Source organism: Pyxidicoccus sp. M15 (genome assembly GCF_056858435.1).
The window spans coordinates 7,037,089-7,055,590 of record NZ_CM166495.1 but is presented as its reverse complement, the minus strand read 5'-3'; the positions used below and the strand labels follow the sequence as shown (position 1 = coordinate 7,055,590).

General features: G+C 70.5%; 20 protein-coding genes. 9 read left to right on the top strand and 11 right to left on the bottom strand.

Translation table 11 applies throughout. The features are described 5' to 3' along the window. Nucleotides 1–16: 16 nt before the first annotated feature. From ACX9TP_RS26075 to ACX9TP_RS26055, 5 genes are all read right to left on the bottom strand, one after another. Nucleotides 17–1,036, bottom strand: a complete 1,020-nt coding sequence (locus ACX9TP_RS26075; protein WP_482973323.1) for a hypothetical protein — start codon at nt 1,034–1,036, stop codon at nt 17–19. Next, complete coding sequence (locus tag ACX9TP_RS26070; RefSeq protein WP_482973322.1) at nt 1,033–3,075, bottom strand: serine/threonine-protein kinase; 2,043 nt, start codon at nt 3,073–3,075, stop codon at nt 1,033–1,035. The genes ACX9TP_RS26075 and ACX9TP_RS26070 overlap by 4 nt, the downstream gene beginning before the upstream one ends. Before the next feature lie 21 nt (nt 3,076–3,096). Beyond that, nucleotides 3,097–4,194: a 6-phosphofructokinase gene (locus ACX9TP_RS26065; RefSeq protein WP_482973321.1), complete on the bottom strand. Its 1,098-nt coding sequence runs from the start codon at nt 4,192–4,194 to the stop codon at nt 3,097–3,099. A gap of 140 nt (nt 4,195–4,334) precedes the next feature. Beyond that, the gene (locus tag ACX9TP_RS26060; RefSeq protein WP_482973320.1) at nt 4,335–4,820 is read right to left on the bottom strand and encodes a hypothetical protein; all 486 of its coding nucleotides are present in this window, start codon (nt 4,818–4,820) and stop codon (nt 4,335–4,337) included. A 116-nt stretch (nt 4,821–4,936) separates the two neighbouring features. Then, nucleotides 4,937–5,476, bottom strand: a complete 540-nt coding sequence (locus ACX9TP_RS26055; RefSeq protein WP_482973319.1) for a hypothetical protein — start codon at nt 5,474–5,476, stop codon at nt 4,937–4,939. 125 nt (nt 5,477–5,601) lie between these two features. On the opposite strand from ACX9TP_RS26055, the gene ACX9TP_RS26050 reads away from it, so the two are divergent. After that, nucleotides 5,602–6,282: a hypothetical protein gene (locus ACX9TP_RS26050; protein ID WP_482973318.1), complete on the top strand. Its 681-nt coding sequence runs from the start codon at nt 5,602–5,604 to the stop codon at nt 6,280–6,282. A gap of 28 nt (nt 6,283–6,310) precedes the next feature. Here the strand turns inward: ACX9TP_RS26050 and ACX9TP_RS26045 are convergent, their stop codons facing one another. Then, on the bottom strand, nt 6,311–6,688 hold the full coding sequence (locus ACX9TP_RS26045; protein WP_482973317.1) for a Cyclin D1-binding domain-containing protein: 378 nt from the start codon (nt 6,686–6,688) through the stop codon (nt 6,311–6,313). Between the two features lie 178 nt (nt 6,689–6,866). Next, nucleotides 6,867–7,421: a hypothetical protein gene (locus tag ACX9TP_RS26040; RefSeq protein ID WP_482973316.1), complete on the bottom strand. Its 555-nt coding sequence runs from the start codon at nt 7,419–7,421 to the stop codon at nt 6,867–6,869. A gap of 361 nt (nt 7,422–7,782) precedes the next feature. Between ACX9TP_RS26040 and ACX9TP_RS26035 the strand changes: the two genes are divergently transcribed. Next, entirely contained in the window at nt 7,783–9,108 is a 1,326-nt protein-coding gene (locus tag ACX9TP_RS26035) for a S1C family serine protease (protein ID WP_482973315.1), read from the top strand. Continuing rightward, nucleotides 9,096–10,064, top strand: coding sequence for an FHA domain-containing protein (locus tag ACX9TP_RS26030; protein ID WP_482973314.1), 969 nt, complete (start codon nt 9,096–9,098; stop codon nt 10,062–10,064). Before ACX9TP_RS26035 ends, ACX9TP_RS26030 begins: the two co-directional genes overlap by 13 nt. A 10-nt stretch (nt 10,065–10,074) precedes the next feature. Here ACX9TP_RS26030 and ACX9TP_RS26025 read toward each other — a convergent pair whose 3' ends face one another. Next, nucleotides 10,075–10,722 carry a hypothetical protein gene (locus ACX9TP_RS26025; protein WP_482973313.1) on the bottom strand — a complete coding sequence of 216 codons (648 nt, stop codon included), beginning with the start codon at nt 10,720–10,722 and terminating at the stop codon, nt 10,075–10,077. Between the two features lie 252 nt (nt 10,723–10,974). On the opposite strand from ACX9TP_RS26025, the gene ACX9TP_RS26020 reads away from it, so the two are divergent. Then, entirely contained in the window at nt 10,975–11,505 is a 531-nt protein-coding gene (locus tag ACX9TP_RS26020) for a hypothetical protein (protein ID WP_482973312.1), read from the top strand. Between the two features lie 52 nt (nt 11,506–11,557). Here ACX9TP_RS26020 and ACX9TP_RS26015 read toward each other — a convergent pair whose 3' ends face one another. Together ACX9TP_RS26015 and ACX9TP_RS26010 are read right to left on the bottom strand one after the other, a co-directional pair. Next, nucleotides 11,558–11,929, bottom strand: a complete 372-nt coding sequence (locus ACX9TP_RS26015; RefSeq protein WP_482973311.1) for a VOC family protein — start codon at nt 11,927–11,929, stop codon at nt 11,558–11,560. 110 nt (nt 11,930–12,039) lie between these two features. Continuing rightward, nucleotides 12,040–12,744, bottom strand: coding sequence for a hypothetical protein (locus ACX9TP_RS26010; protein WP_482973310.1), 705 nt, complete (start codon nt 12,742–12,744; stop codon nt 12,040–12,042). 453 nt (nt 12,745–13,197) lie between these two features. On the opposite strand from ACX9TP_RS26010, the gene ACX9TP_RS26005 reads away from it, so the two are divergent. From ACX9TP_RS26005 to ACX9TP_RS25990, 4 genes are read left to right on the top strand one after another with little or no spacing between them, the layout of a single operon-like run. After that, entirely contained in the window at nt 13,198–14,448 is a 1,251-nt protein-coding gene (locus tag ACX9TP_RS26005) for a putative DNA modification/repair radical SAM protein (RefSeq protein WP_482973309.1), read from the top strand. Further along, nucleotides 14,448–15,881, top strand: a complete 1,434-nt coding sequence (locus tag ACX9TP_RS26000; RefSeq protein ID WP_482973308.1) for a UdgX family uracil-DNA binding protein — start codon at nt 14,448–14,450, stop codon at nt 15,879–15,881. Before ACX9TP_RS26005 ends, ACX9TP_RS26000 begins: the two co-directional genes overlap by 1 nt. A 35-nt stretch (nt 15,882–15,916) precedes the next feature. Further along, a complete protein-coding gene (locus tag ACX9TP_RS25995) occupies nt 15,917–16,603 on the top strand; it encodes a hypothetical protein (RefSeq protein WP_482973307.1) in 687 nt (228 codons plus the stop codon). A gap of 54 nt (nt 16,604–16,657) precedes the next feature. After that, nucleotides 16,658–17,440 (top strand): SIR2 family NAD-dependent protein deacylase, encoded by a 783-nt coding sequence (locus tag ACX9TP_RS25990; protein WP_482973306.1) that lies wholly within the window; start codon nt 16,658–16,660, stop codon nt 17,438–17,440. Between the two features lie 56 nt (nt 17,441–17,496). On the opposite strand, the gene ACX9TP_RS25985 is transcribed toward ACX9TP_RS25990, so the two are convergent. Then, nucleotides 17,497–18,048: a CAP family protein gene (locus tag ACX9TP_RS25985; RefSeq protein WP_482973305.1), complete on the bottom strand. Its 552-nt coding sequence runs from the start codon at nt 18,046–18,048 to the stop codon at nt 17,497–17,499. A 170-nt stretch (nt 18,049–18,218) separates the two neighbouring features. On the opposite strand from ACX9TP_RS25985, the gene ACX9TP_RS25980 reads away from it, so the two are divergent. Next, entirely contained in the window at nt 18,219–18,488 is a 270-nt protein-coding gene (locus ACX9TP_RS25980; RefSeq protein WP_482973304.1) for a hypothetical protein, read from the top strand. The last annotated feature ends 14 nt before the right edge of the window (nt 18,489–18,502 follow it).

Genomic DNA, 18,502 nt, shown 5'->3' with positions numbered 1-18,502 from the left:
GCGTACCTGGAGAGGCTCAGAAGAAGAGGGTGAGGCCGGCGCCGAGTCCGCCGGAGGAGGAGTACAGGCTCAAGCGCGGCGGAGGTGCGGGGGCCTCCACGCGCGATGGGCGGGGAGGGTTGGGCGAGGGCGTGGGCGCTTCCGGACGGGGCTCCACCGTGGTGCGGATGACCTGGTCCTCATGGTGGTACAGCGCGTCCACCACGCCCAGCGCATAGATGGTGTAGAAGCCCGCGGCCGAGGACAGCTTGAGCAGCTGCCACGTGTCGCGCTGGCGGCTGCGGCTGGTGGGGATGTAGCGGACCCGCACGGAGGCCTTGCCATCCGGGTCGAGCACGTTGTCCAGCGGGATGACCTGCTCCTCGAAGAGCGAGTCGTAGGCGAAGAAGGAGATGATGCTCGTCACCGCGAGCGCGCCCTCGGTGGCGGCGAAGACGATGCCCAGGCTGTTGCGGCCCTGCTGGAACTGGCCGGCGCCGAAGGGCACGAAGTTGACGAGGAAGTTGCGCTTCTCCACGGTGCGCACGGTGACCTGGCTGGCCAGCTCCTCGGCGCGGCGGCGCTGCACCTCGGCCTCCACGCGCTCGCGCTCACGGCGCTCGGCCTCGGCCTTCTCGCGCTCCTGGCGCAGGCGCCGCTCCTGGCGGAGGAACTCCAGCTCGCTGGACATCTCCTCCTTGAGCGCGTCCAGGAAGGCCACCGCCGGGGGCGGGACGACGAAGGGGTCCAGGCCGTAGTCCGGGTCCAACCGGAGCAGGGCGCGCAGGTGGCGCGTGGCGTCCTCGGTGCGGCCGAGGTTGAAGGCCGCGAGGCCCGCCAGCTTGTGCAACTCCACCAGGTCGTCCTCGCCCAGCCCGCCGCGGTCGATGCGGGCGCCCGCCCGGTCCAACACCTCGGCGTACTTGCCGTACTCGAAGCTGGCGCGCAGGGCGTCCACCTCCGGGTCTCCGGAACCCTGGGCGGAGCCCTGGGCGAGCGCGGCGGGCGCCGCGACGACGAGCGCCCACAAGAGGAGCAGGAAGCGTCCGCGGCTCATTCGGACCGGAGGCTCCCCTTCAGGATTTCGGGCTTGCCGGGCCGCAGGTGCACCACGCGCCGCTCCGGCAGGAAGCCGGGGTGGGAGATCTCCACCACGACGGTGTGCTGGAAGCCGGCGGGGCCGCGCGGGGAGCGCACCTCGAAGGGCTTCTGGAGGCTCTCCTGCGCGGTGCGCTCCTCGTCGCCCACGCGCACGGTGGCCTCCGCGGGCTCGTAGTCGAGGGAGAGCTTCGTGGGCTTGGGCTGGGCGCGCAGGTGGAAGACGTTCTCCCCGTCCGCGCTCACGTCGATGGTGTCCACCACGTCCTCGCAGTAGTCGCAGGAGATGGTGATGGCATGACGCCCTGGCGTCACCTCCACGTCGTGCTTCTGGAGCGGCTGGGAGCTGGGCGTGCCGTCGTCCACCCGGATGCTGCCGTACGGCCGCACCAGGATGGACACCGGCACCTTGCGCACCAGCGGCTTTCGCAGCGCGGCGTCGTCCGGGGAGGCGAGCGCGGGGCGGCTGACACCGGTGCGCACACCGCCCGGGGTGGGAGGGGCGTCGTCGCGCCCGGTGAGGCCGCCCGGAGGCGAGGTGCGCGAGCCCTGGGAAGTCACGGTGGCGAGGGGCGCCGGAGCTTCTTCGTCCCTGCCGGACGGCTGCTGCGCCATCGCGGGCGGCCGCGGCGCGGCGGTGCCCGTCGCGGAGCCCTTCAGGGGGCTCGTGTCCGCGCCGGTGCCCGGCTGCGCGAGCCCACCCGTCCCCGGAGTGGTGTTGCCCGAGAGGCCCGGCTGCGCGAGCGCGCCCGTGCTGCCCGAAAGGCCCGGCTGCGCGGGCCCACCCGGGCCCGTGCCGTTACCCCGGGGGCCTTCTCCGGTGGTGCCCGGGATGTCCTGCCCGGCACGCGCCTGATGGACCTTCCAGCCGCCCAGTCCGAGCAGGGCGAGGGTGGCCAGGCCGACGCCCGCGCGGATGCCGCGGCGGCGCCACGTCTTGACGCGCTGAGCGCGCTGCAGCCCCTTGAGGAGCGCGAGCGCGCGGGCATTCGTCGCATCCAGCGCGAGCACGTGGTTGAGGCTGCCCAGCGCGCGCGGCGTGCGCTTCTCCGCGAGCAGGCGCTCGCTGCGCTCCAGCAGCGACGCGACGATGCGCTGCCGCGCCAGCTTCCGGTACGAGTGCGGGTCCGCGAAGAAGGACACCAGCTCCTCGCCCACGCGAGCGAAGCCCAGCCCGGCGAGGTAGTCCGCCAGCGCGTCGCGCAGCTTCGCCGCGTCCGGGTAGCGCCGCGCCGGGTCTCTCTGGAGACAGGTGCCGCAAATCTCCGCCAGCTCGTCCGACAGCGTGGGCACGCGGCGGCGCGGGTCCTCGTAGTCGCCGTCGAGGATGCGCTTGAGCGTGGCCGTGGTGTTGGCCGCGGTGAAGGGCAGCCGGCCCGTCATCGCCGCGTAGAACATGATGCCCACGCTGAAGACGTCCGCTTCCGGGCCCGCCTCCAGGCCTTCGATGATTTCCGGCGCCATGTGGGCCGGCGAGCCCACCAGCGTGCCCGTCACCGTCATCCGCTCCTCGATGTCGAGCAGCTTCGCGATGCCGAAGTCCATGAGCTTGAGGACGCCGTCCTCGCGCACCATGACGTTCTCCGGCTTGAGGTCCCGGTGGATGACGCCGGCCTCGTGGGCGTGCGCGAGCGCCGCCGCCAGCTCGTGGATGACCATGGCCGCCAGCTCCGGCGGGTCCATGGGCCCCTCGTCGAGGAAGGTCTTCAGCGTCACGCCGCGGATGTACTCGGTGACGATGAACGCGTCCTGCGCGTCCGCGGAGGAGAAGTCGAAGACCTCGAGGATGTTGGGGTGGTGCAGCTTGGCCACCGCGCGGGCCTCGCGCGCGAGCCGGCGGCGCGACTCGTCCTTGCCGGCCAGGTGCGGGTGCAGCACCTTCACCGCCACTTCGCGGTCCAGGGCCGTGTCCAGGCCCTTGTACACGACGCTCATGCCCCCCGAGCCCAGCTGCTCGAGGATGCGATAGCGACCGATATGGCGGCCGACGAGCGTCATGGCGTGCGGCAGTCCTCCCCCTCAGTCCCCGAAGCTGATGCCCATGGACTTCGCGAAGCGCACCAGCTCTCCGGATGGGTCCACCCGGCGCTCCTTGCGCGACTCACTCAACGGTACCGCGACCACCTCGCCGGCGCGCAGTGCCACCATATGGTTCCACTGCCCGTCACGCACGAGATCCAACACCTTGCACCCGTAGCGCGTGGCCAGCACCCGGTCCGCGGCGCTCGGGCTGCCGCCGCGCTGCAGGTGGCCCAGCACCGTCACCCGAATCTCCGCCTCCACGTGCCGCGCCAGCAGGTCCGCGCACACCTTGCCGGAGCCGCCCAGCCGCACCACGCCCCGTCCGGGCACGTCCTCGGCCTTCTCCAGCACGGCCAGCGTGCCTCCCTCGGGGAAGGCGCCCTCGGAGATGGCGATGATGGAGAAGCTGCGCCGGCGCGTGGAGCGGCGACGGATCTTCTCGAGGATGGAGTCCACCCGGTAGGGAATCTCGGGGATGAGGATGACGTCCGCGCCGCCGGCGATGCCGCTCTCCAGCGTGAGGAAGCCGGCGTGGCGGCCCATGATTTCGACCACCATCACCCGGTCATGCGCCTCGGCGGTGGAGTGCAGCCGGTCCAGCGCCTCGGTGACGATGAGGCGCGCGGTGTCGAAGCCGAACGTCTGGTCCGTGCCGGACAAGTCATTGTCGATGGTCTTCGGGCAGCCCACGACCTTGAGACCCTTGGCCGCCAGTCGGTGGCCAATCGAAAGCGTTCCGTCCCCGCCGACGGCGATGAGCCCGTCCAGCTTCAATTCCTCGCACCGGCGGAGGACCTGGTCGGACACGTCCCGCTCCACCCAGTGGCCGGCCTCATGGAAGGCGTAGGCGAAGGGGTTGGCCTTGTTCGACGTCCCGAGGATGGTGCCGCCCTTGGGGAGGATGCCGCGCGTGTCCTCCTCGGTGAGCGGGTGGGCGAGCCCCGGCTCGACCAGGCCCATGTAGCCGTTCTCGATGCCGACGAACTCGTGGCCGAACTCGTGCGTGCCCCGCTTCACGAGGCCGCGGATCAGCGCGTTGAGCCCGGGACAGTCGCCACCACCGGTGAGGACTCCGAGTCGGAGGGATTGGGGCATACAGGTCGGACGCGGGTGTCAGAGGGACGGGGTGACACCATGACAGCGACGTCGGACCTGATTCTAGGGGTGCCCTCCGGGGGGTGCAACGCGTGAATCACCCGGTACGGCGGAATTGCGAGTGAAGACGGGCTCTTCCATCAGTCGCGCTTGAGGCGGCGCCGCGAAGCGACCCTGTCGAGCAGGGCCTGGAGCCGTGGTTCCGCATCCTTGGGAAGGGCCTTGTCTGTAGGGGACTGTAGGGGCATCTCACGCGCGAGGCCGTAGAGCTCGATCAGCCGCTCCTTGAGCAGCTCGCTGTCCGGGCGTTCCTGGAGGGCCCGGCGGTAGGCGGCGGCGGCTCCCACGTAGTCCCCGAGGGCGAAGAGGCGCTCGCCCTCCTGTGCTGGGGAAGAGGGGGCCAGCGGCAGGGACGCCTCCTCCTCGGGAGGACGGGAGGCCTGGAGGGCCTGGAGCTCCGAGGGCTGGAGCGAGTCGCGCAGGTTGGCGAGCTTGAGGGCGAGCGCCGCGTCGTCGGGGAAGGCCCGGGCGAGCGACTCATAGAGGTGGAGCGCCTCGGCGAGCTCACCCCGGCGCAGGGCGCGATCGGCGCGTGCCTCCATGTCGGCCCGGGCTGCTGGGGTCATCGGGCCGGGGAGGTTACCCGCGACGTCGGGGGGATGTCACAACGAAGGCACGCGGGCGTCGGATGTCTGGAAGCGACCCGGGACGGCAGGGTGAGAACCGCCCCGGGAGGCGCGGCTCACCACACCGGGGTGTCGTAGCAATAGTCGGACGCGTAGGGGCAGTCCTGGGGGCAGATGGAGGGGTTCTCGTGGCAGCAGACGCTGTCGCCGCACGTGTTGCTGCCGCAGTCCTGCGGACAGCTGTAGGCCTCGGAGTTGACGTCGCAGAGGTTGTCGCCGCACTGGGGGACGCAGACGAGGCTCGGCGTGAAGCGCGGGCGCTCCTGCTTGCCGGCGAGCCGCTCCGGGGCATCGTTCGTCAGCGTCCACGGAGTGTCGTAGCAATAGTCGGACGCATACGGGCAGTCCTCGGGACAGAGCGACGGGTTTTCGTTGCAGCAGACGTGGTCGCCGCAGGTGTTGCTGCCACAGTCCTGCGGGCAGCTGTAGGCCTCGGAGTTGACGTCGCAGAGGTTGTCGCCGCAGACGGAGTAGCAGTAGACGCCGTCCTCGCGGGCGCGCAGCGGCTCACCAGCGCCGTCGCTCTCTGATGTCTCGCCTCCACATGCGAGGAGGAGGAGGCCTGCTGCCAGGAAGAGGACTCGCGTCGGGGACATGCGCATTGCGATGGCTCCTTGCTGCTTCGGGACTCGAAGCAGGGCTTCCAGGATAGCGCGCATTACATGGATGCCATGGGTTGCAATGGGTGGAGCCGGGGTCGGCAGGCGGGACGTGGCGCCCTATGCTGTGCGCCGTGCACACCTCGCTCTGGGCCCTGGGACTCGTGGCGCTGTCGGGCGCGCTCGGCTCCGAATTGCGCCGAGACGGCTATCAGTTCCGTCCGCCCGAGGGCTTCCACATGGTGCGCTGGGAGCAGTACGCCGGCTCGCGCGCCGGGGCGGTGGCGCTGGAGGCGGATGCACCGCGCGCCTTGTCCGCCGCGCTCGCGGATGGCGAGGGCCCGGAGGCGGCCACGCTGCTGGTGTCCGTGGTGGAGCAGGGCTTCTCCGCGAGCCCCTCCGAGCGGGACGAGTTCGCGGCGGCGGTGATGCAGCACTTCCAGCGGGATTTAGGCCTGACGCTGTCACCCGAGCGCGTGGCGCGCCTGGGCGGAGCGGCGCCGCGCGTGGAGGTGCTGGGCACGCTGCGCGAGGCGGGGCAGGTGCGCACGGTGCTGGTGGCGGGGCTGGCGTCGGAAGGCCGTCACGCGGTGGTGACGGTGAGCGCGCCCGCGGTGCGGTGGGAGGAATTGGAGCCCCGCGTGCGCGCTTCGCTGGAGACCTTCCGGCTGGAGCAGACGACGGCCGCCGGGCCCGTGCCGCGCAGACTTCTGGGAGCGCTCGCGGGGGCCCTGGCCGGAGCGCTGGTGGCGTCGTACACCGCGTGGCGCAGACGGCGCGTGCGCCATGACTCGGGTGCTTGAGTCATGGCGCCGCGGCCCGTGCCTGCGGCTACAGACGGGTGTAGGCGAACGTGTAGCCGGAGAAGGTGAACTGGATGTGGTCGCAGTCGACGATGACCAGGGTGCCCGACACGAAATAGGGATTCACATAGCCCGGCTGCGCGACCTGACCCTGGCCCGCGCCGGTCACGGTGTCCGCGTACCAGTGAGTCTGCCCGGCGGGCACGTTCCCGACATTGTCGAGCTTGACCGCGGTGGCCGTGGTGCCTGACTGCGTGATGGCGATGCGGAACACCGGCGAGTAGTTGGTCACCTCCCAGCTACCGGTCAGGTCGCAAAGCTCCTGGGTCGTGGACTCGAGCGGGGCCGTGTCCGTGGAGGGGTTCTCCATCGGTCCACCGCAGGCGGTGAGGGCCAGGGCCAGCAAGGACAGAGGAAGCCAGGCGAGGGACGACCTCGATGATGCAGTCATGGGTAAAGCCTTTCAGGTTGTGCAAGGTCCCACCCTCGATTGCCGGCCATGTGTCGAGAGCGAGGGTTGCGCTCTCTTATATCGCCCATCTGACAATGAATGGTGCCAATTCAGCCACGGGGGCGTGCGATTCTCACCCCGTGAACTGAAAGCGATAGAGGCACTCCGCGTCGCCCTTTGAAAAGCCCTTGAGGCGCTCGGACTTCACGTTCTTCGCGCCGAGCACCTCCAGCCCGCGCTTCATGAAGCCCATGGTGATGTACTCGAAGTACGCGTGCGGCCTGGGGACGCCGGTGATGCGCAACTCCGCGTAGCCCTCGCCCGTGTCCACGTGGGCGACGCCCGCGCTGAAGTAGGCCTTCCACACGCCGGGGAAGAATTGGAGGAAGCGGCGGTAGTCGGCCTGGGCGAACATGGCCTTGAGCTGGCCCTTCGTGAGCGCCTGCTCCACCGCCTTCTCCCCGAAGGTCCAGTACGCCATCGGGTCGTTCTTGTAGAAGCGCGCGAGCAGCGCCTCCGAGAAGCGCACGTAGGCGTCCGCCGGAATCCACGTCACGGGCATCACCGGCTTCGTGAAGACGGAGTCCTTCTTCGCGTACTCCACCAGGAACGAGCGCCACGCCGGCTCACCGAAGTCGGCCACCACGGAATCCTGTCTCGCGAGGAACGCCGTGCCCTTGATCTCCATGTCGTCGTCATCTCCCAATGCCTGAAGGCGGGCGCCAGTCCCTGCTTCATGCTCGGGCGCATTCTCCGCGCGCGCGCCCGTTGAATGCGAGGGCAGGCACCCAGGCGTGGATGCCCGTCCGCTCCCTGTCATGAACGGACCCGCGTGCGCTCGCCGCGGTCACTCCACTGCGGGTCCGGGCAGGCGAACCTTGATGGAAGTCGCGCCCATGCGAGAGGGAAAGCCAAGCCTCCCGGCACGGGAGGCCGGGCATGTGCGCGGTGCCCGTCGTGGGAGCAGGCCCCCGTCCTGTCCGTCGCGGACATTCCCGCCGCTGCTCCGCGCCCCCGAGCCAGGCGGGGTGGGGTAGGGTGGGACGCACATGTTCGCCTTCATCCTCGCCGCCGTGCTCGCGCAGGCGCCGGTGGCTCCCGTGGAGCCCGGACCGCCAGCGCCGGACGCCGGAGCCCCCGAGGCCGCGCCGCCGGTGCCCATCTCCGCGCTGCCGCCCGCCACCCATGAGCTGTTCCAGCGCATCCAGGGCCGCGTCGCCCAGGTGCGCATCATCGAGCGCCGCTCCGGGACGCGCTCGTCCATCGGCTCGGCGTTCTTCGTCTCCGCCACCGGCCACGCGGTGACGAACTACCACGTGGTCTCCGACGTGGTCATCCACCCGGAGGACTACACCGCGGAGCTGGTGCTGAGCAGCAGCACGGAGCCGGTCCCCGTGCGCCTGGTGGACGTGGACGTGGTGCACGACCTGGCCGTCATCCAGATGGGCACGCCGGTGGCGGACTTCTTCGCCCTCGAGGACCGCGAGCCGCCGCAGGGCGCGCGGCTGTTCGCCATGGGCAACCCGAGGGACCTGGGCACCACCATCGTCGAGGGCACGTACAACGGCTACATCCAGGATGCCCTCTACGAGCGGCTCCACTTCAGCGGCGCCATCAACCCCGGCATGAGCGGCGGGCCCACCCTGACGGGAGAGGGCCGCGTGGTGGGCATCAACGTCGCCACCATGGGCAACCAGGTGGGCTTCCTCGTGCCGGTGCGCTACGCGCGCGAGCTGCTCGCGCGCGCGCTGAAGGAAACGGCCGCGGACCCGCAGGTGCTGCTGGACCGCGTGCGCACGCAGCTGCTCGACAACCAGGAGCGCCTCACCGAGCGACTCATGGAGGCGGCGCTGCCGAAGCAGGCGCTGGGCGGCTACCAGGTCCCCGGCCGCTGGAGCCCCTTCCTCAAGTGCTGGGGCGACACGCCGCATGACCCCGAGGTGCCGTACACGGTGACGAACTACCAGTGCTCGTCCGAGGAGGACATCTACGTGTCCTCGAACCACCGCACGGGCGTGGTGGCCTACCTGCACCAGCACGCCACCAGCCAGAAGCTGGGCGCGCTGCGCTTCTCCGCGCTCTACAGCGCGCTGTTCTCCCAGGACCCGGACGCGGTGGAGGCCACGCGCCAGGACGTCACCAACTACCGCTGCAAGTCGGAGTTCGTGGACGTGGGGGGCCTGCCGGTGCGCGCCGCGCTGTGCCTGCGCGCGTACCGGAAGTTCCCCGGCCTCTACGACGTGGTGCTGCGCGCGGCCACCCTGAACGCGGGGACGAGCGGCGTGGACACCTCGCTGACGCTCGCCGGCTTCACCGCGGACAACGGCCGGAAGATTGCCCGCCGCTACCTGGAGGGGCTGTCGTGGACGAAGTAATCTTCCTGGAGGTGCTGGAGGGTGACGCCGTCCATGCCCGCCACCGCCTGGAGCGCTTCCCCGCCAGCGTGGGGCGCGGCTACTCCAACGACGTCATCCTCGACGACCCGAAGGTGTCCGCCGAGCACCTGCGAATCGAGCGCCGTGAGGACGGCGTGTTGATGCTGCGCGACGTGGGCAGCCACAACGGCACCTTCCGCGTGGACCCGTGGGCGCCGCTCGCCGAGCTGGAGCTCACGCCCGACACCCGCGTGGCGGTGGGCGACACCGTGCTGCGCTTCCGTGCTCGCAACCACCCGGTGGAGGACACCGTCGTCGGGCCCGCGCCCACCGCGCCGCGCCCCCGCGTCTTCGAGCAGCCCCGCACCTTCGCCCTGGCGCTGGTGGCCCTGGTGGGCGCGAGCCTCCTGGAGGGCTACCTCACCAACTACGGCCGCACCGACTGGGGCGAATTGACGGTGGCGGTGGTGGCGCCGCTGGCCCTCCTGCTCATGTGGGCGGGCGGCTGGTCCGTGGCGAGCCGCATCGCCCGGCGGCAGTTCCATTACCGCACGCACGCCGCCATCGGCACGTTGGTGTTGCTGGGCGCCATCGTCATTCCCGCGCTGCTCACGCTGGTGGGCTTCAGCCTCGCGCTGGGCGGCGGGCTGCCGGGGGTGCACTTCCTGGCCTTCCTCGGGCTGATGGGGTGGGGGCTCTACTGGCACCTGCGCTACGTGACGCGGTGGGAGCCCCGGCGGTTGATGCGCGTGCTCGTCGTCGTCACGCTCGTCTTCGGCGTCGTGTCGCGCGCGGGGGACCTGCTGGGCAACGAGGGCTTCAACGAGGGGCTCGACTTCCCGCGCACGCTGCTGCCGCCGGCCTTCCGGCTCGCCCGCGCGCAGCCCGTGGACGCGTTCTTCGAGGACACGGCGAGCCTTCAAGAGCAGGTGGACGCGCTGACGAAGGAGGAGTGAGCGCCGCCCCTCAGGACACCTTCAGGGTGTAGTTGTCGTCGTCGGTGTCCGGGTACACGGTGATGGTCGCGTCGGGGTTGGTGGTCTGCACCGTCGGCGTGGTGATGCCGTTGACGATGGCGAAGATCTGCCACTGCTGCGCGGTGCTGACCGAGCTCTCGTTGTTCGCGTCCACCACCGTGACGATGTCGATGGGGCTGCCGTTGCGGGTGATGGTGAACTGCACCGGCGCGCGCCAGGTGTTCTCGAGGACGATGGCCTTCGGCTGGGTGGGGCCGATTCGCAGGAGCTCGAAGCCGTAGAGGCCGGGCGCGGTCAACTTCATCCGCGCGAGCAGGAAGGCGGAGTGGGCCTTGAAGCTGACGGTGGCCGTGGTGAGCGCGAGGCCGCCAATGTACGTCATCGCGGAGACCGAATAGGCATCGCCCATGGGCATCTTCGCGCTCGCTCCCGGGGCGACGCTCACCCTGGCAATCTGGTTCGAGCCCTGCATGACGCGGAACTCGGCGGACGTGGGCGTCGTGTTGACCAGGGTGAACCCGGTGTCGGCCGTGGCCGAGACAGGCTCCGCGGACTGCGTGGACGCGGCGGAGGGCCGCTGGGCGTGCACCGGCTCCTGCTTCGCCACGGGGACCTGGGCATGGGTCAGCTCGTTCATGGGGCGCTCCTCATGGAATGTCGTGGGTTGCGCCGCGTGCCGGAGCAACCTCCGTGCCCGCGGGTTGTCCCCCGTAAGGAGCCTCGAAACGACCTGTCGCCGCGTTCGCCCGGGACGCATGCGGCCGCGCTCGTGTCTTCCCCGAACGCGGCCCGCTTCCGGATTCACACAGAAGTGCATTGCGCGAAGTCACGGGAAAGGCTCCCATGCGGGTGAGTCGGGAATGACCCCGATTCCTCACCTGGAGCTGCCATGCGTTCCTCCCTGCGTTTCTCGGCGTTCATCTTCGTGACTTCCCTCCTGGGCCTGGGCTGTGGCGCCGCGCCGCAGCAGGAGCCGCAGCCGTCGGCCGAGGCCGTGCCGGAGCTGGTGGAGGTGGAGCAGGGCGCGGTCGGCGACACGCTGCTGCGGTGTGAGCAGCCGCAGGACGGCACGTACCTGGAGGTGGTGCAGACGGCCACCGGCTACGAGGCCGCGCACGTGTCCGAGGAGTACGACCCGTGGGATTGCCGCTGCACGTACACGAAGCGCACGGTGCTGGGCCAGTACACCCGTTGCTACAAGTCCACGGTGGACGCGCGCATCATGAACTGCTTCCGCATCGAGCCCGGCGGCACGACGGGCAAGGTGGTGCTGTCCACCACGCGCGTGCAGAAGACGCAGATGGTGATTGGCAGCACGCAGACGGTCTCCTACAGCGAGCTGAGCATCGCGGCCATCAACCAGGACCCGGGCCAGACGCCGCGCCAGGACTTCAACTACAACCTGGCGGACTGCCAGTAGTCAGGACGCGGTGGGAGTGGGTTCCTCGACGGAGCCCACTCCTGACGTGTGCCTAGCTCGCGAGCGGCGAGTGAAGGCCCACGTGGTTGCCCTCGCTGTCCTGGATGATGGCGATGTGGCCCATGGGTCCGATGGCCGTCCGGGGCAGCAGCACCTTGCCGCCGGCGTCCTCCACCCGCGACAGCCACGCGTCCAGCTCCGCCTTCGCGTTGAGGTAGATGCGCTGACCCTTGGCGCTCGGCCCGTTGTGCGGGTCCTCGACGAGCGCGCCGTTCACGCCCGGCGTCCGGAAGATGGCGTGCGGCACGTCCATGAAGCGCTCGCGCTTGAGCGTCAGCCCCGTCATGCGCTCGTAGAAGGTGGCGGCGCGGGACAGCTCGGTGCAGGGAATCTCGAACCAGTTCAGGGCGTCGTTGCGTTCCATGGCTTCGCTCCGTGCTCGGAGTCGGCGGCTCCCGGGCGGAAGTGCCCGGGGCCGCGAGCTCCATGAAGCGCAACCTGCGTCCCCCGCGTGACAGGTGTATGTCAGGATTGTCACCGGCGCCGGGTGTAGCGGCTGAACATCTCCTCGAAGTGCCACAGGCCGACGGCGAGGGTGGCTTCCACGGTGGGCTTGCTCCCCAGGCCGAGCCGCAGGTCGTCATACCCACCCCGGGCCACGAGCAGCAGGTGGACATCTCCCACGCGTCCCTGGAGGCCGAGGCTGGCGCGCACGGGCACGTCGAGCCGCGCGCTGCCCGGCGCCATCACCGTCGAGGCCTGCACCCCCACGAAGCCTTCCACGTATTCCGCCACGGGCACGCTCTGTGTCAGGCGCGAGAAGGAGAAGCCCAGCGCGGGGCCCACGCCCGCGTCGTCGCTGGTGCGGGTGGCGGTATGGACATGGAGCCCCAGCTGCATGGCCACGTTGAGCTCATCCGAGAGGACGTCCCGGTACGACGGCGTGAAGCGCAGGTGGTAGGCGGCGTCGGCGCTGAACGCCGCACGGTGGAAGCCCTGGCGGGCCTCGAGGACGAGGCCATCCGACTCATTCGTGCAGGGGAAAGGCAGGTACGTTCCGAGGCCCACCTGATTCGTACCGGTGAGCAGGTCCGTCCGCCAGCTCTCCGAGCCCATGGCCGGCAGCGAGAGCAGGGGAAGCTCCGCGGCCGCCGTCCCGGGCCCGAGGCACAGCAGCACCAGGACGACGTGGATGAACCCAACGACAGACTTTGCCCACTGCCGCTTCTGCTTCGTCATCGCGTGCTCCCTTCGGGGTCGACTGGGATGACCCTAAAGGCAGACACGGGCGCCAATCCTCACGGGCTCTTCATGAATTCATCATCGATGCCGGGAATGGCCATGCGGGCGCTCAATCTCCCGCGACGTCGCAGATGCGAATCAGGTGCTGCGCGTCCTGCTCTACGAGGACGTGTCTGGCGGACTCGCCCGGCGCCGGAGCTGCGCAGGAGTCGGGCCAGGGCCGGGCGCTCGCGGAGGCTCCAGGGAGAGGCGCCGCGCGCCTGTTCCGATTGCCCGTCCGGAGGGCCCTGTCGGGACTTTCTGGCAGGCAGGTTGCCCGGAGAGCGGCAGGGCGGCGCCTGCCCGGTCGGACGCTGGAGGGCGGGTGGGGGATGTCAGACCGGAGGGGTAGGACGTGCGGTGAGGGGAGGGTGGCCCGACGGGCTGTCCGGAGACCACGACCGAGCATTCATGGACGTCCGCCAGAAGCTCCAGATTCTTGCCAACGCGGCGAAGTACGACGCCTCCTGCGCGAGCAGTGGGGGCAAGCGTGAGTCCGCGCCCAAAGGAGGCCTGGGCAGCGTGGAGCGCACGGGCATCTGTCACAGCTACACGCCGGATGGGCGGTGTGTGTCGCTCTTGAAGGTGCTGCTCACCAACTTCTGCGTCTACGACTGCCAGTACTGCATCAACCGCATCTCCAGCGACACGCCCCGGGCGCGCTTCACGCCGGAGGAGGTGGTGGGGCTCACGCTGGACTTCTACCGGCGCAACTACATCGAAGGGTTGTTCCTCAGCTCGGGCGTCATCAAGGGCCCGGACTACACCATGGAGCAGATGGTCCAGGTGGCGCGGCTGCTGCGCGAGGAGCACGCCTTCCACGGCTACATCCACCTGAAGGCCGTACCGGGCGCGTCCCCGGAGTTGATTGCGCAGGCGGGGCGCTACGCGGACCGCCTGAGCGCCAACATCGAACTGCCCACGGAGGCGGACCTCCAGCGGCTGGCACCGGAGAAGAGCCTGTCCGTCACCGGCCGCACCATGGGGGAGATCCACTCCCGGCTGGTGCAGGCGAAGGCGGAGCGCGCACAGAGCCCGAAGGCGCCGCGCTTCGCTCCGGCGGGGCAGAGCACGCAGATGATTGTCGGGGCCACGCCGTCTCCGGACGCGGCCATCCTGGACACGGCGCACCGCTTGTACACGCGCTTCGGGTTGAAGCGCGTGTACTACTCGGCCTTCAGCCCCATTCCGCACTCGGACGTGCGGCTGCCGGCGAAGTCGCCGCCGCTGGTGCGCGAGCACCGGCTGTACCAGGCGGACTGGCTGTTGCGCTTCTATGGCTTTCGCGTCGGAGAACTGGCGCCGCCCGAGCAGCCGGACCTGTCGCTGGAGCTGGACCCGAAGCTCTCCTGGGCCCTGCGCCGGCGGGACGTCTTCCCGGTGGACCTGAACCGGGCGCCCCGGGAGATGCTGCTGCGCGTGCCGGGGATGGGGGTGCGCACGGTGGACCGGGTGGTGCGCATCCGGCGGTGGCACGCGGTGACGCTGGCGGACCTGGTGCGGCTCAAGGTGCCGCTGCGGCGGGCGCGGCCGTTCATCGTCACGGCGGACTGGCGGCCCACGCTGCTGTTGGACTCGGCGCGGCTGGTGGAGCGGGTGCGGCCGGCGTCGCAGCTCTCGCTCTTCGAGGCCGCGGCGTCCGCGGTGACGGGGGAGCTCTGATGCGGGTGAGCCTGGAGCCGGACCTGGCGTCCTTCCGCGCGGTGGCGCGGGGGCTGTTGGCGCGCGGCGAGCCTCCGGAGCGGGTGCTCTTCGAGGAGGCCGGCGCGGCGCAGGGCTCGCTGCTGTCGCTGGGGGCGCCCGTGACGGAGCTGGGGCTGTCCTCGGGGCCACCGGCGCCCGCGGTGCCGCGGGACTTCCTGGGGTTGGCGGAGAAGGTGGCGTGTCACCGGGACGCGGAGCGCTGGGCGCTGCTGTACCGCGTGCTCTGGCGGCTGACGCATGGGGAGCGCAACCTGCTGGAGGTGGACAGCGACGTGGACGTGCACCGGCTGCGGATGATGGAGCGGGCGGTGCGGCGGGACGCGCACAAGATGACGGCCTTCGTGCGCTTCCGGCGGGTGGAGCGGGGCGGGGTGGAGCACTTCATCGCGTGGCACCGGCCGGACCACCTCATCGTCCGGCACGTGGCGCCGTTCTTCGTGCGCCGCTTCCCGTCCATGCGCTGGAGCATCCTCACGCCGGACGCCTGCGTGCACTGGGACCTGGAGCGGCTCACCTACGGCGCGGGCGTGTCGCGCTCGGAAGCGCCGGAGGGGGACGTGCTGGAGTCGCTGTGGGGGACCTACTACGCGTCCATCTTCAACCCGGCGCGGCTCAACGTGCGGGCCATGCGGGCGGAGCTGCCGAAGAAGCACTGGGCCACGCTGCCGGAGGCGCGGCTCATTCCGGAGCTGGTGCGGCGGGCGCCCACGCGCACGTCGGGCATGGTGGCGCCGGTGCGCGAGGTGTCCGCGGCCACGGCCTTCCTCCCGGAGCGCCGCGAGCTGCCGGTGCTCGCGGAGGCGGCCCGGGCATGCAAGGCGTGCCCGCTGCATGTGCGGGCCACGCAGGTGGTGTTTGGAGAGGGGCCGGTGGGGGCGCCGCTGATGCTGGTGGGCGAGCAGCCCGGGGACATGGAGGACCGCGAGGGACGCCCCTTCGTGGGGCCGGCGGGGCAGCTCCTGGACGAGGTGCTGGGCCGGGCGGGGCTGAAGCGCTCGGAGCTGTACGTCACCAATGCGGTGAAGCACTTCGGGTGGACGGAGGGTGAGGGTGGGAAGCGGCGGCTGCACCAGTCTCCGGGGCGGACGGAGGTGCTGGCGTGCCGGGGGTGGCTGGAGGCGGAGGTGGCGGCGGTGCGGCCAAGGCTCATCGTCGCGCTCGGGGCCACCGCGGCGCAGGCGTTCCTGGGGCCGGGGTTCCGAATCAATCTCAGCCGGGGGCAGGTGTTCGAGACGCCGTGGGCGGACGGGTGGATGGCCACCTTCCACCCGTCGGCGCTGCTGCGCATGCCGGACCCGCGCAAGCGGGCGGAGGCGCGCATCCACTTCGAGGCGGACCTGCGCTCGGCGGCGCAGTGGCTGCGGCGGAATGGGGCGCTGCGGGCGGGATAGGGAACGGTCGGCCGCGTCCAGGCGTCCACCTCCACATGCTCTCCACGCTCCTGTTCGTGGCCCTCACCGCGCTGCCCGCGGAGGACGTCCCTTCCGCGCGGGAGCGGCCCTACGCGGAAGTCCTGGCGGACCTCTCGGCCCGGCGCGGTGCCCTCGCCGCGAGGTGGCTCCAGCCGGGGGGGGACCGTGACGCCGTCCGGGACGAGGCGCGCGCCTTCGTGCTCCAGGCGCTCACCCGGCAGCTCCTGCCCGCCTGGTCCGGGACGCCGTGGGAGTTCTACGGGGTCACCCGGACGCCACGCTCCGGGAGCATCGCCTGTGGCTACCTCGTCTCCACCGTGCTCGAGGATGCGGGCTTCCGTGTCGAGCGAGTCCGGATGGCCCAGCAACCCGCCGAGTACATCGTGAAGACACTCGTGCCTCCCCGGCGGACGTGGCGCTTCCGGAACCGTCCCGTCAGCGAGGTCGTCGAGCGGGTGAAGCGCGAGGGCGAGGGCCTCTACCTCGTCGGGCTCGACCTCCACGTGGGCTTCCTGTGGAACGACGGCTCGCGGGTGTGGATGTGCCATTCGTCCTACCTCGGGACGGCGGAGGTCGTCTGCGAGGACGCGCTCACCTCACCGGCGATGCTCTCGCGCTACCACGTCGTCGGACGACTGCTGGAGGAGGGAATGCTCGACGCGTGGCTGGAGGGCAGGGCGCTGCCCACCGTCACGCGCTGAGTCGGGGCGGGAAGCCGTTCCTTCCGCTCCCGGCCACCGGAGTAGGCTCTTCGCATGGCGGACTCCTTCACGAGCGATGACGAGCTGCGACGGCTGCGCGACCGACTGCGGGCCACCGCATGGCGCCAGGTCGTGGTCCTCACCGGAGCGGGCATCTCCGTCGCCTCCGGGCTGCCCACCTACCGCGGCCCGGGTGGGTTGTGGACGCGGCCGGAGGCGGAGGAGGTGCCCGACGCGGCGATGGTGGCCCGGGAGCCCTCCCGCGTCTGGAGCCTGTTCGGCCCGATGCGCAAGCACCTCCGGGACGCGGCGCCCAATGCGGCCCACCGCGCGCTGGCGGAATGGGAGTCCAGGCCCGCTCCGGGACGCACCTTCACGCTGGTCACCCAGAACGTGGATGGGCTGCACATGTTGGCGGGCAGCCGCAACGTCGTCGAGCTGCACGGCTCGCTGCTGCGCACCCGCTGTGGCAATCCGAAGTGTGGGCTGCCTCCGTTCGAGGACCCCACCGAGCGTGTGCAGGCGGAGCCGTGCGAGCGGTGTGGACAGCCCCTGCGGCCGGACATCACGTTGTTCGATGAGCCGCTGCCCGTGGACGCGGAGTGGGCCGCGAAGAAGGCCCTGCGCGAGTGTGACCTCTTCCTCGCGGTGGGCACGTCCGGCACTGTCGCTCCCGCCTCGAACTTCGTGCGTGGCGCGAAGTACGCGGGGGCCTGGACGCTGCTGCTCAACCTCACGCCCATGCAGCCGCGCCACCCGGACTTCGACGTGGAGGTGCTGGGGCGCGCCGAGGAGCTGCTGCCGTTCCTGCTGGGCGAACTCCAGGGGACGGCCTGAGCACGCGGCGCTTCACCGGGGAGGCGCGCAAACCCAGACACGGGTGGACCGGGGCACTACTGGGGAAGGACGTTCTTCTGGAACTCCCCCATCATGTTTCCCGGGGCCAGATAGTTGCAGACCAGATACGTTTCGTACCACCGAGAGCCCTTCCCATGGGCGACGGCACAGCCGACCCGGGTGGTGCCCTTCCAGACCAGCTGAGTGAAGTGGCCGGTGGCTCCAGAGAAACTCCCGCTCCTGAAGTTGTACTGCTTGACCTCGTCGTACCAGGCCTTGACGGCGGCAGTCGCGAAACGGGTGGACGGAGCCTCCTTGGTTGAGCTCCCGGCCCAATAGAGGTTCTCACCGTATTTGCGGTCGAGTCCCCGGTGGCCCTCGCCGAGACCTTCATATTGCGAGACAGCCTTCACGCGGCTCTTCGCGTAGGCCACGAGCACGGGATCCACCACCAGGCTGGGAGCGTGATGTTTCGTGCGGTATTCGTTGTGCAACTTCAGCAAGGTGTTGTTGAGCTCAGCCGTCGTAACGTCAGGGAAGGGGTCGCGCGCGAATGCGTTGAGCGAGGTGACCAGCAGCAGGGGGAACACGATTCGATGGGTGCGCATGGTCTGTAGGCTCCTTGCGGGCAATGGACGGCGACTCCACGCCACCGGGTTACCACACTTGAAGAATGTCCTCCGCGCCGGGGCTGGGCTCGCACATGGCGTGCCCTGGGGGACATGCCTGCCCAGGCACCGCTTGCGCGCTCCTGTCCCCGCATCCCATGCTGGGTGACATGAGCGACTCCAGCTGCCAGCGCGTCCTGGGCGGAGGTGGGGCTGCGGCCGCGCGCCGCGCCTTCCTCGCGAAGGCCTGCGCCGTCGCCGCTGCCGAGCGGCCCGGTCTCGTCATCATGGCGGACGAGGCGCGCTTCGCGCTCAGCGTGGAGCAGCCCGCCGGGCAACTGAGCGTGCCGCTCGCGGAGCTCTATGAGGACGACCGCGCGCTCCCTTTGGAGGAGCGTGGCGCCGCGCTCCGTGAGGGGCTGCGCGCGCTGCTGCCCTGAGACACCGGAGCGGC

What these genes read in the sequence shown, in the direction of transcription:
- ACX9TP_RS26035 (WP_482973315.1), top strand. Translation starts at nt 7,783, where the DNA reads ATGTTCGCCTTCATCCTCGCCGCCGTGCTCGCGCAGGCGCCGGTGGCT.
- ACX9TP_RS26020 (WP_482973312.1), top strand. Translation starts at nt 10,975, where the DNA reads ATGCGTTCCTCCCTGCGTTTCTCGGCGTTCATCTTCGTGACTTCCCTC.
- ACX9TP_RS26060 (WP_482973320.1), bottom strand. Translation starts at nt 4,820, where the DNA reads ATGACCCCAGCAGCCCGGGCCGACATGGAGGCACGCGCCGATCGCGCC.
- ACX9TP_RS26070 (WP_482973322.1), bottom strand. Translation starts at nt 3,075, where the DNA reads ATGACGCTCGTCGGCCGCCATATCGGTCGCTATCGCATCCTCGAGCAG.
- ACX9TP_RS26000 (WP_482973308.1), top strand. Translation starts at nt 14,448, where the DNA reads ATGCGGGTGAGCCTGGAGCCGGACCTGGCGTCCTTCCGCGCGGTGGCG.
- ACX9TP_RS25990 (WP_482973306.1), top strand. Translation starts at nt 16,658, where the DNA reads ATGGCGGACTCCTTCACGAGCGATGACGAGCTGCGACGGCTGCGCGAC.
- ACX9TP_RS25985 (WP_482973305.1), bottom strand. Translation starts at nt 18,048, where the DNA reads ATGCGCACCCATCGAATCGTGTTCCCCCTGCTGCTGGTCACCTCGCTC.
- ACX9TP_RS26065 (WP_482973321.1), bottom strand. Translation starts at nt 4,194, where the DNA reads ATGCCCCAATCCCTCCGACTCGGAGTCCTCACCGGTGGTGGCGACTGT.
- ACX9TP_RS25980 (WP_482973304.1), top strand. Translation starts at nt 18,219, where the DNA reads ATGAGCGACTCCAGCTGCCAGCGCGTCCTGGGCGGAGGTGGGGCTGCG.
- ACX9TP_RS26025 (WP_482973313.1), bottom strand. Translation starts at nt 10,722, where the DNA reads ATGAACGAGCTGACCCATGCCCAGGTCCCCGTGGCGAAGCAGGAGCCG.
- ACX9TP_RS26050 (WP_482973318.1), top strand. Translation starts at nt 5,602, where the DNA reads ATGCTGTGCGCCGTGCACACCTCGCTCTGGGCCCTGGGACTCGTGGCG.
- ACX9TP_RS26055 (WP_482973319.1), bottom strand. Translation starts at nt 5,476, where the DNA reads ATGTCCCCGACGCGAGTCCTCTTCCTGGCAGCAGGCCTCCTCCTCCTC.
- ACX9TP_RS26075 (WP_482973323.1), bottom strand. Translation starts at nt 1,036, where the DNA reads ATGAGCCGCGGACGCTTCCTGCTCCTCTTGTGGGCGCTCGTCGTCGCG.
- ACX9TP_RS26010 (WP_482973310.1), bottom strand. Translation starts at nt 12,744, where the DNA reads ATGACGAAGCAGAAGCGGCAGTGGGCAAAGTCTGTCGTTGGGTTCATC.
- ACX9TP_RS26005 (WP_482973309.1), top strand. Translation starts at nt 13,198, where the DNA reads ATGGACGTCCGCCAGAAGCTCCAGATTCTTGCCAACGCGGCGAAGTAC.
- ACX9TP_RS25995 (WP_482973307.1), top strand. Translation starts at nt 15,917, where the DNA reads ATGCTCTCCACGCTCCTGTTCGTGGCCCTCACCGCGCTGCCCGCGGAG.
- ACX9TP_RS26040 (WP_482973316.1), bottom strand. Translation starts at nt 7,421, where the DNA reads ATGGAGATCAAGGGCACGGCGTTCCTCGCGAGACAGGATTCCGTGGTG.
- ACX9TP_RS26015 (WP_482973311.1), bottom strand. Translation starts at nt 11,929, where the DNA reads ATGGAACGCAACGACGCCCTGAACTGGTTCGAGATTCCCTGCACCGAG.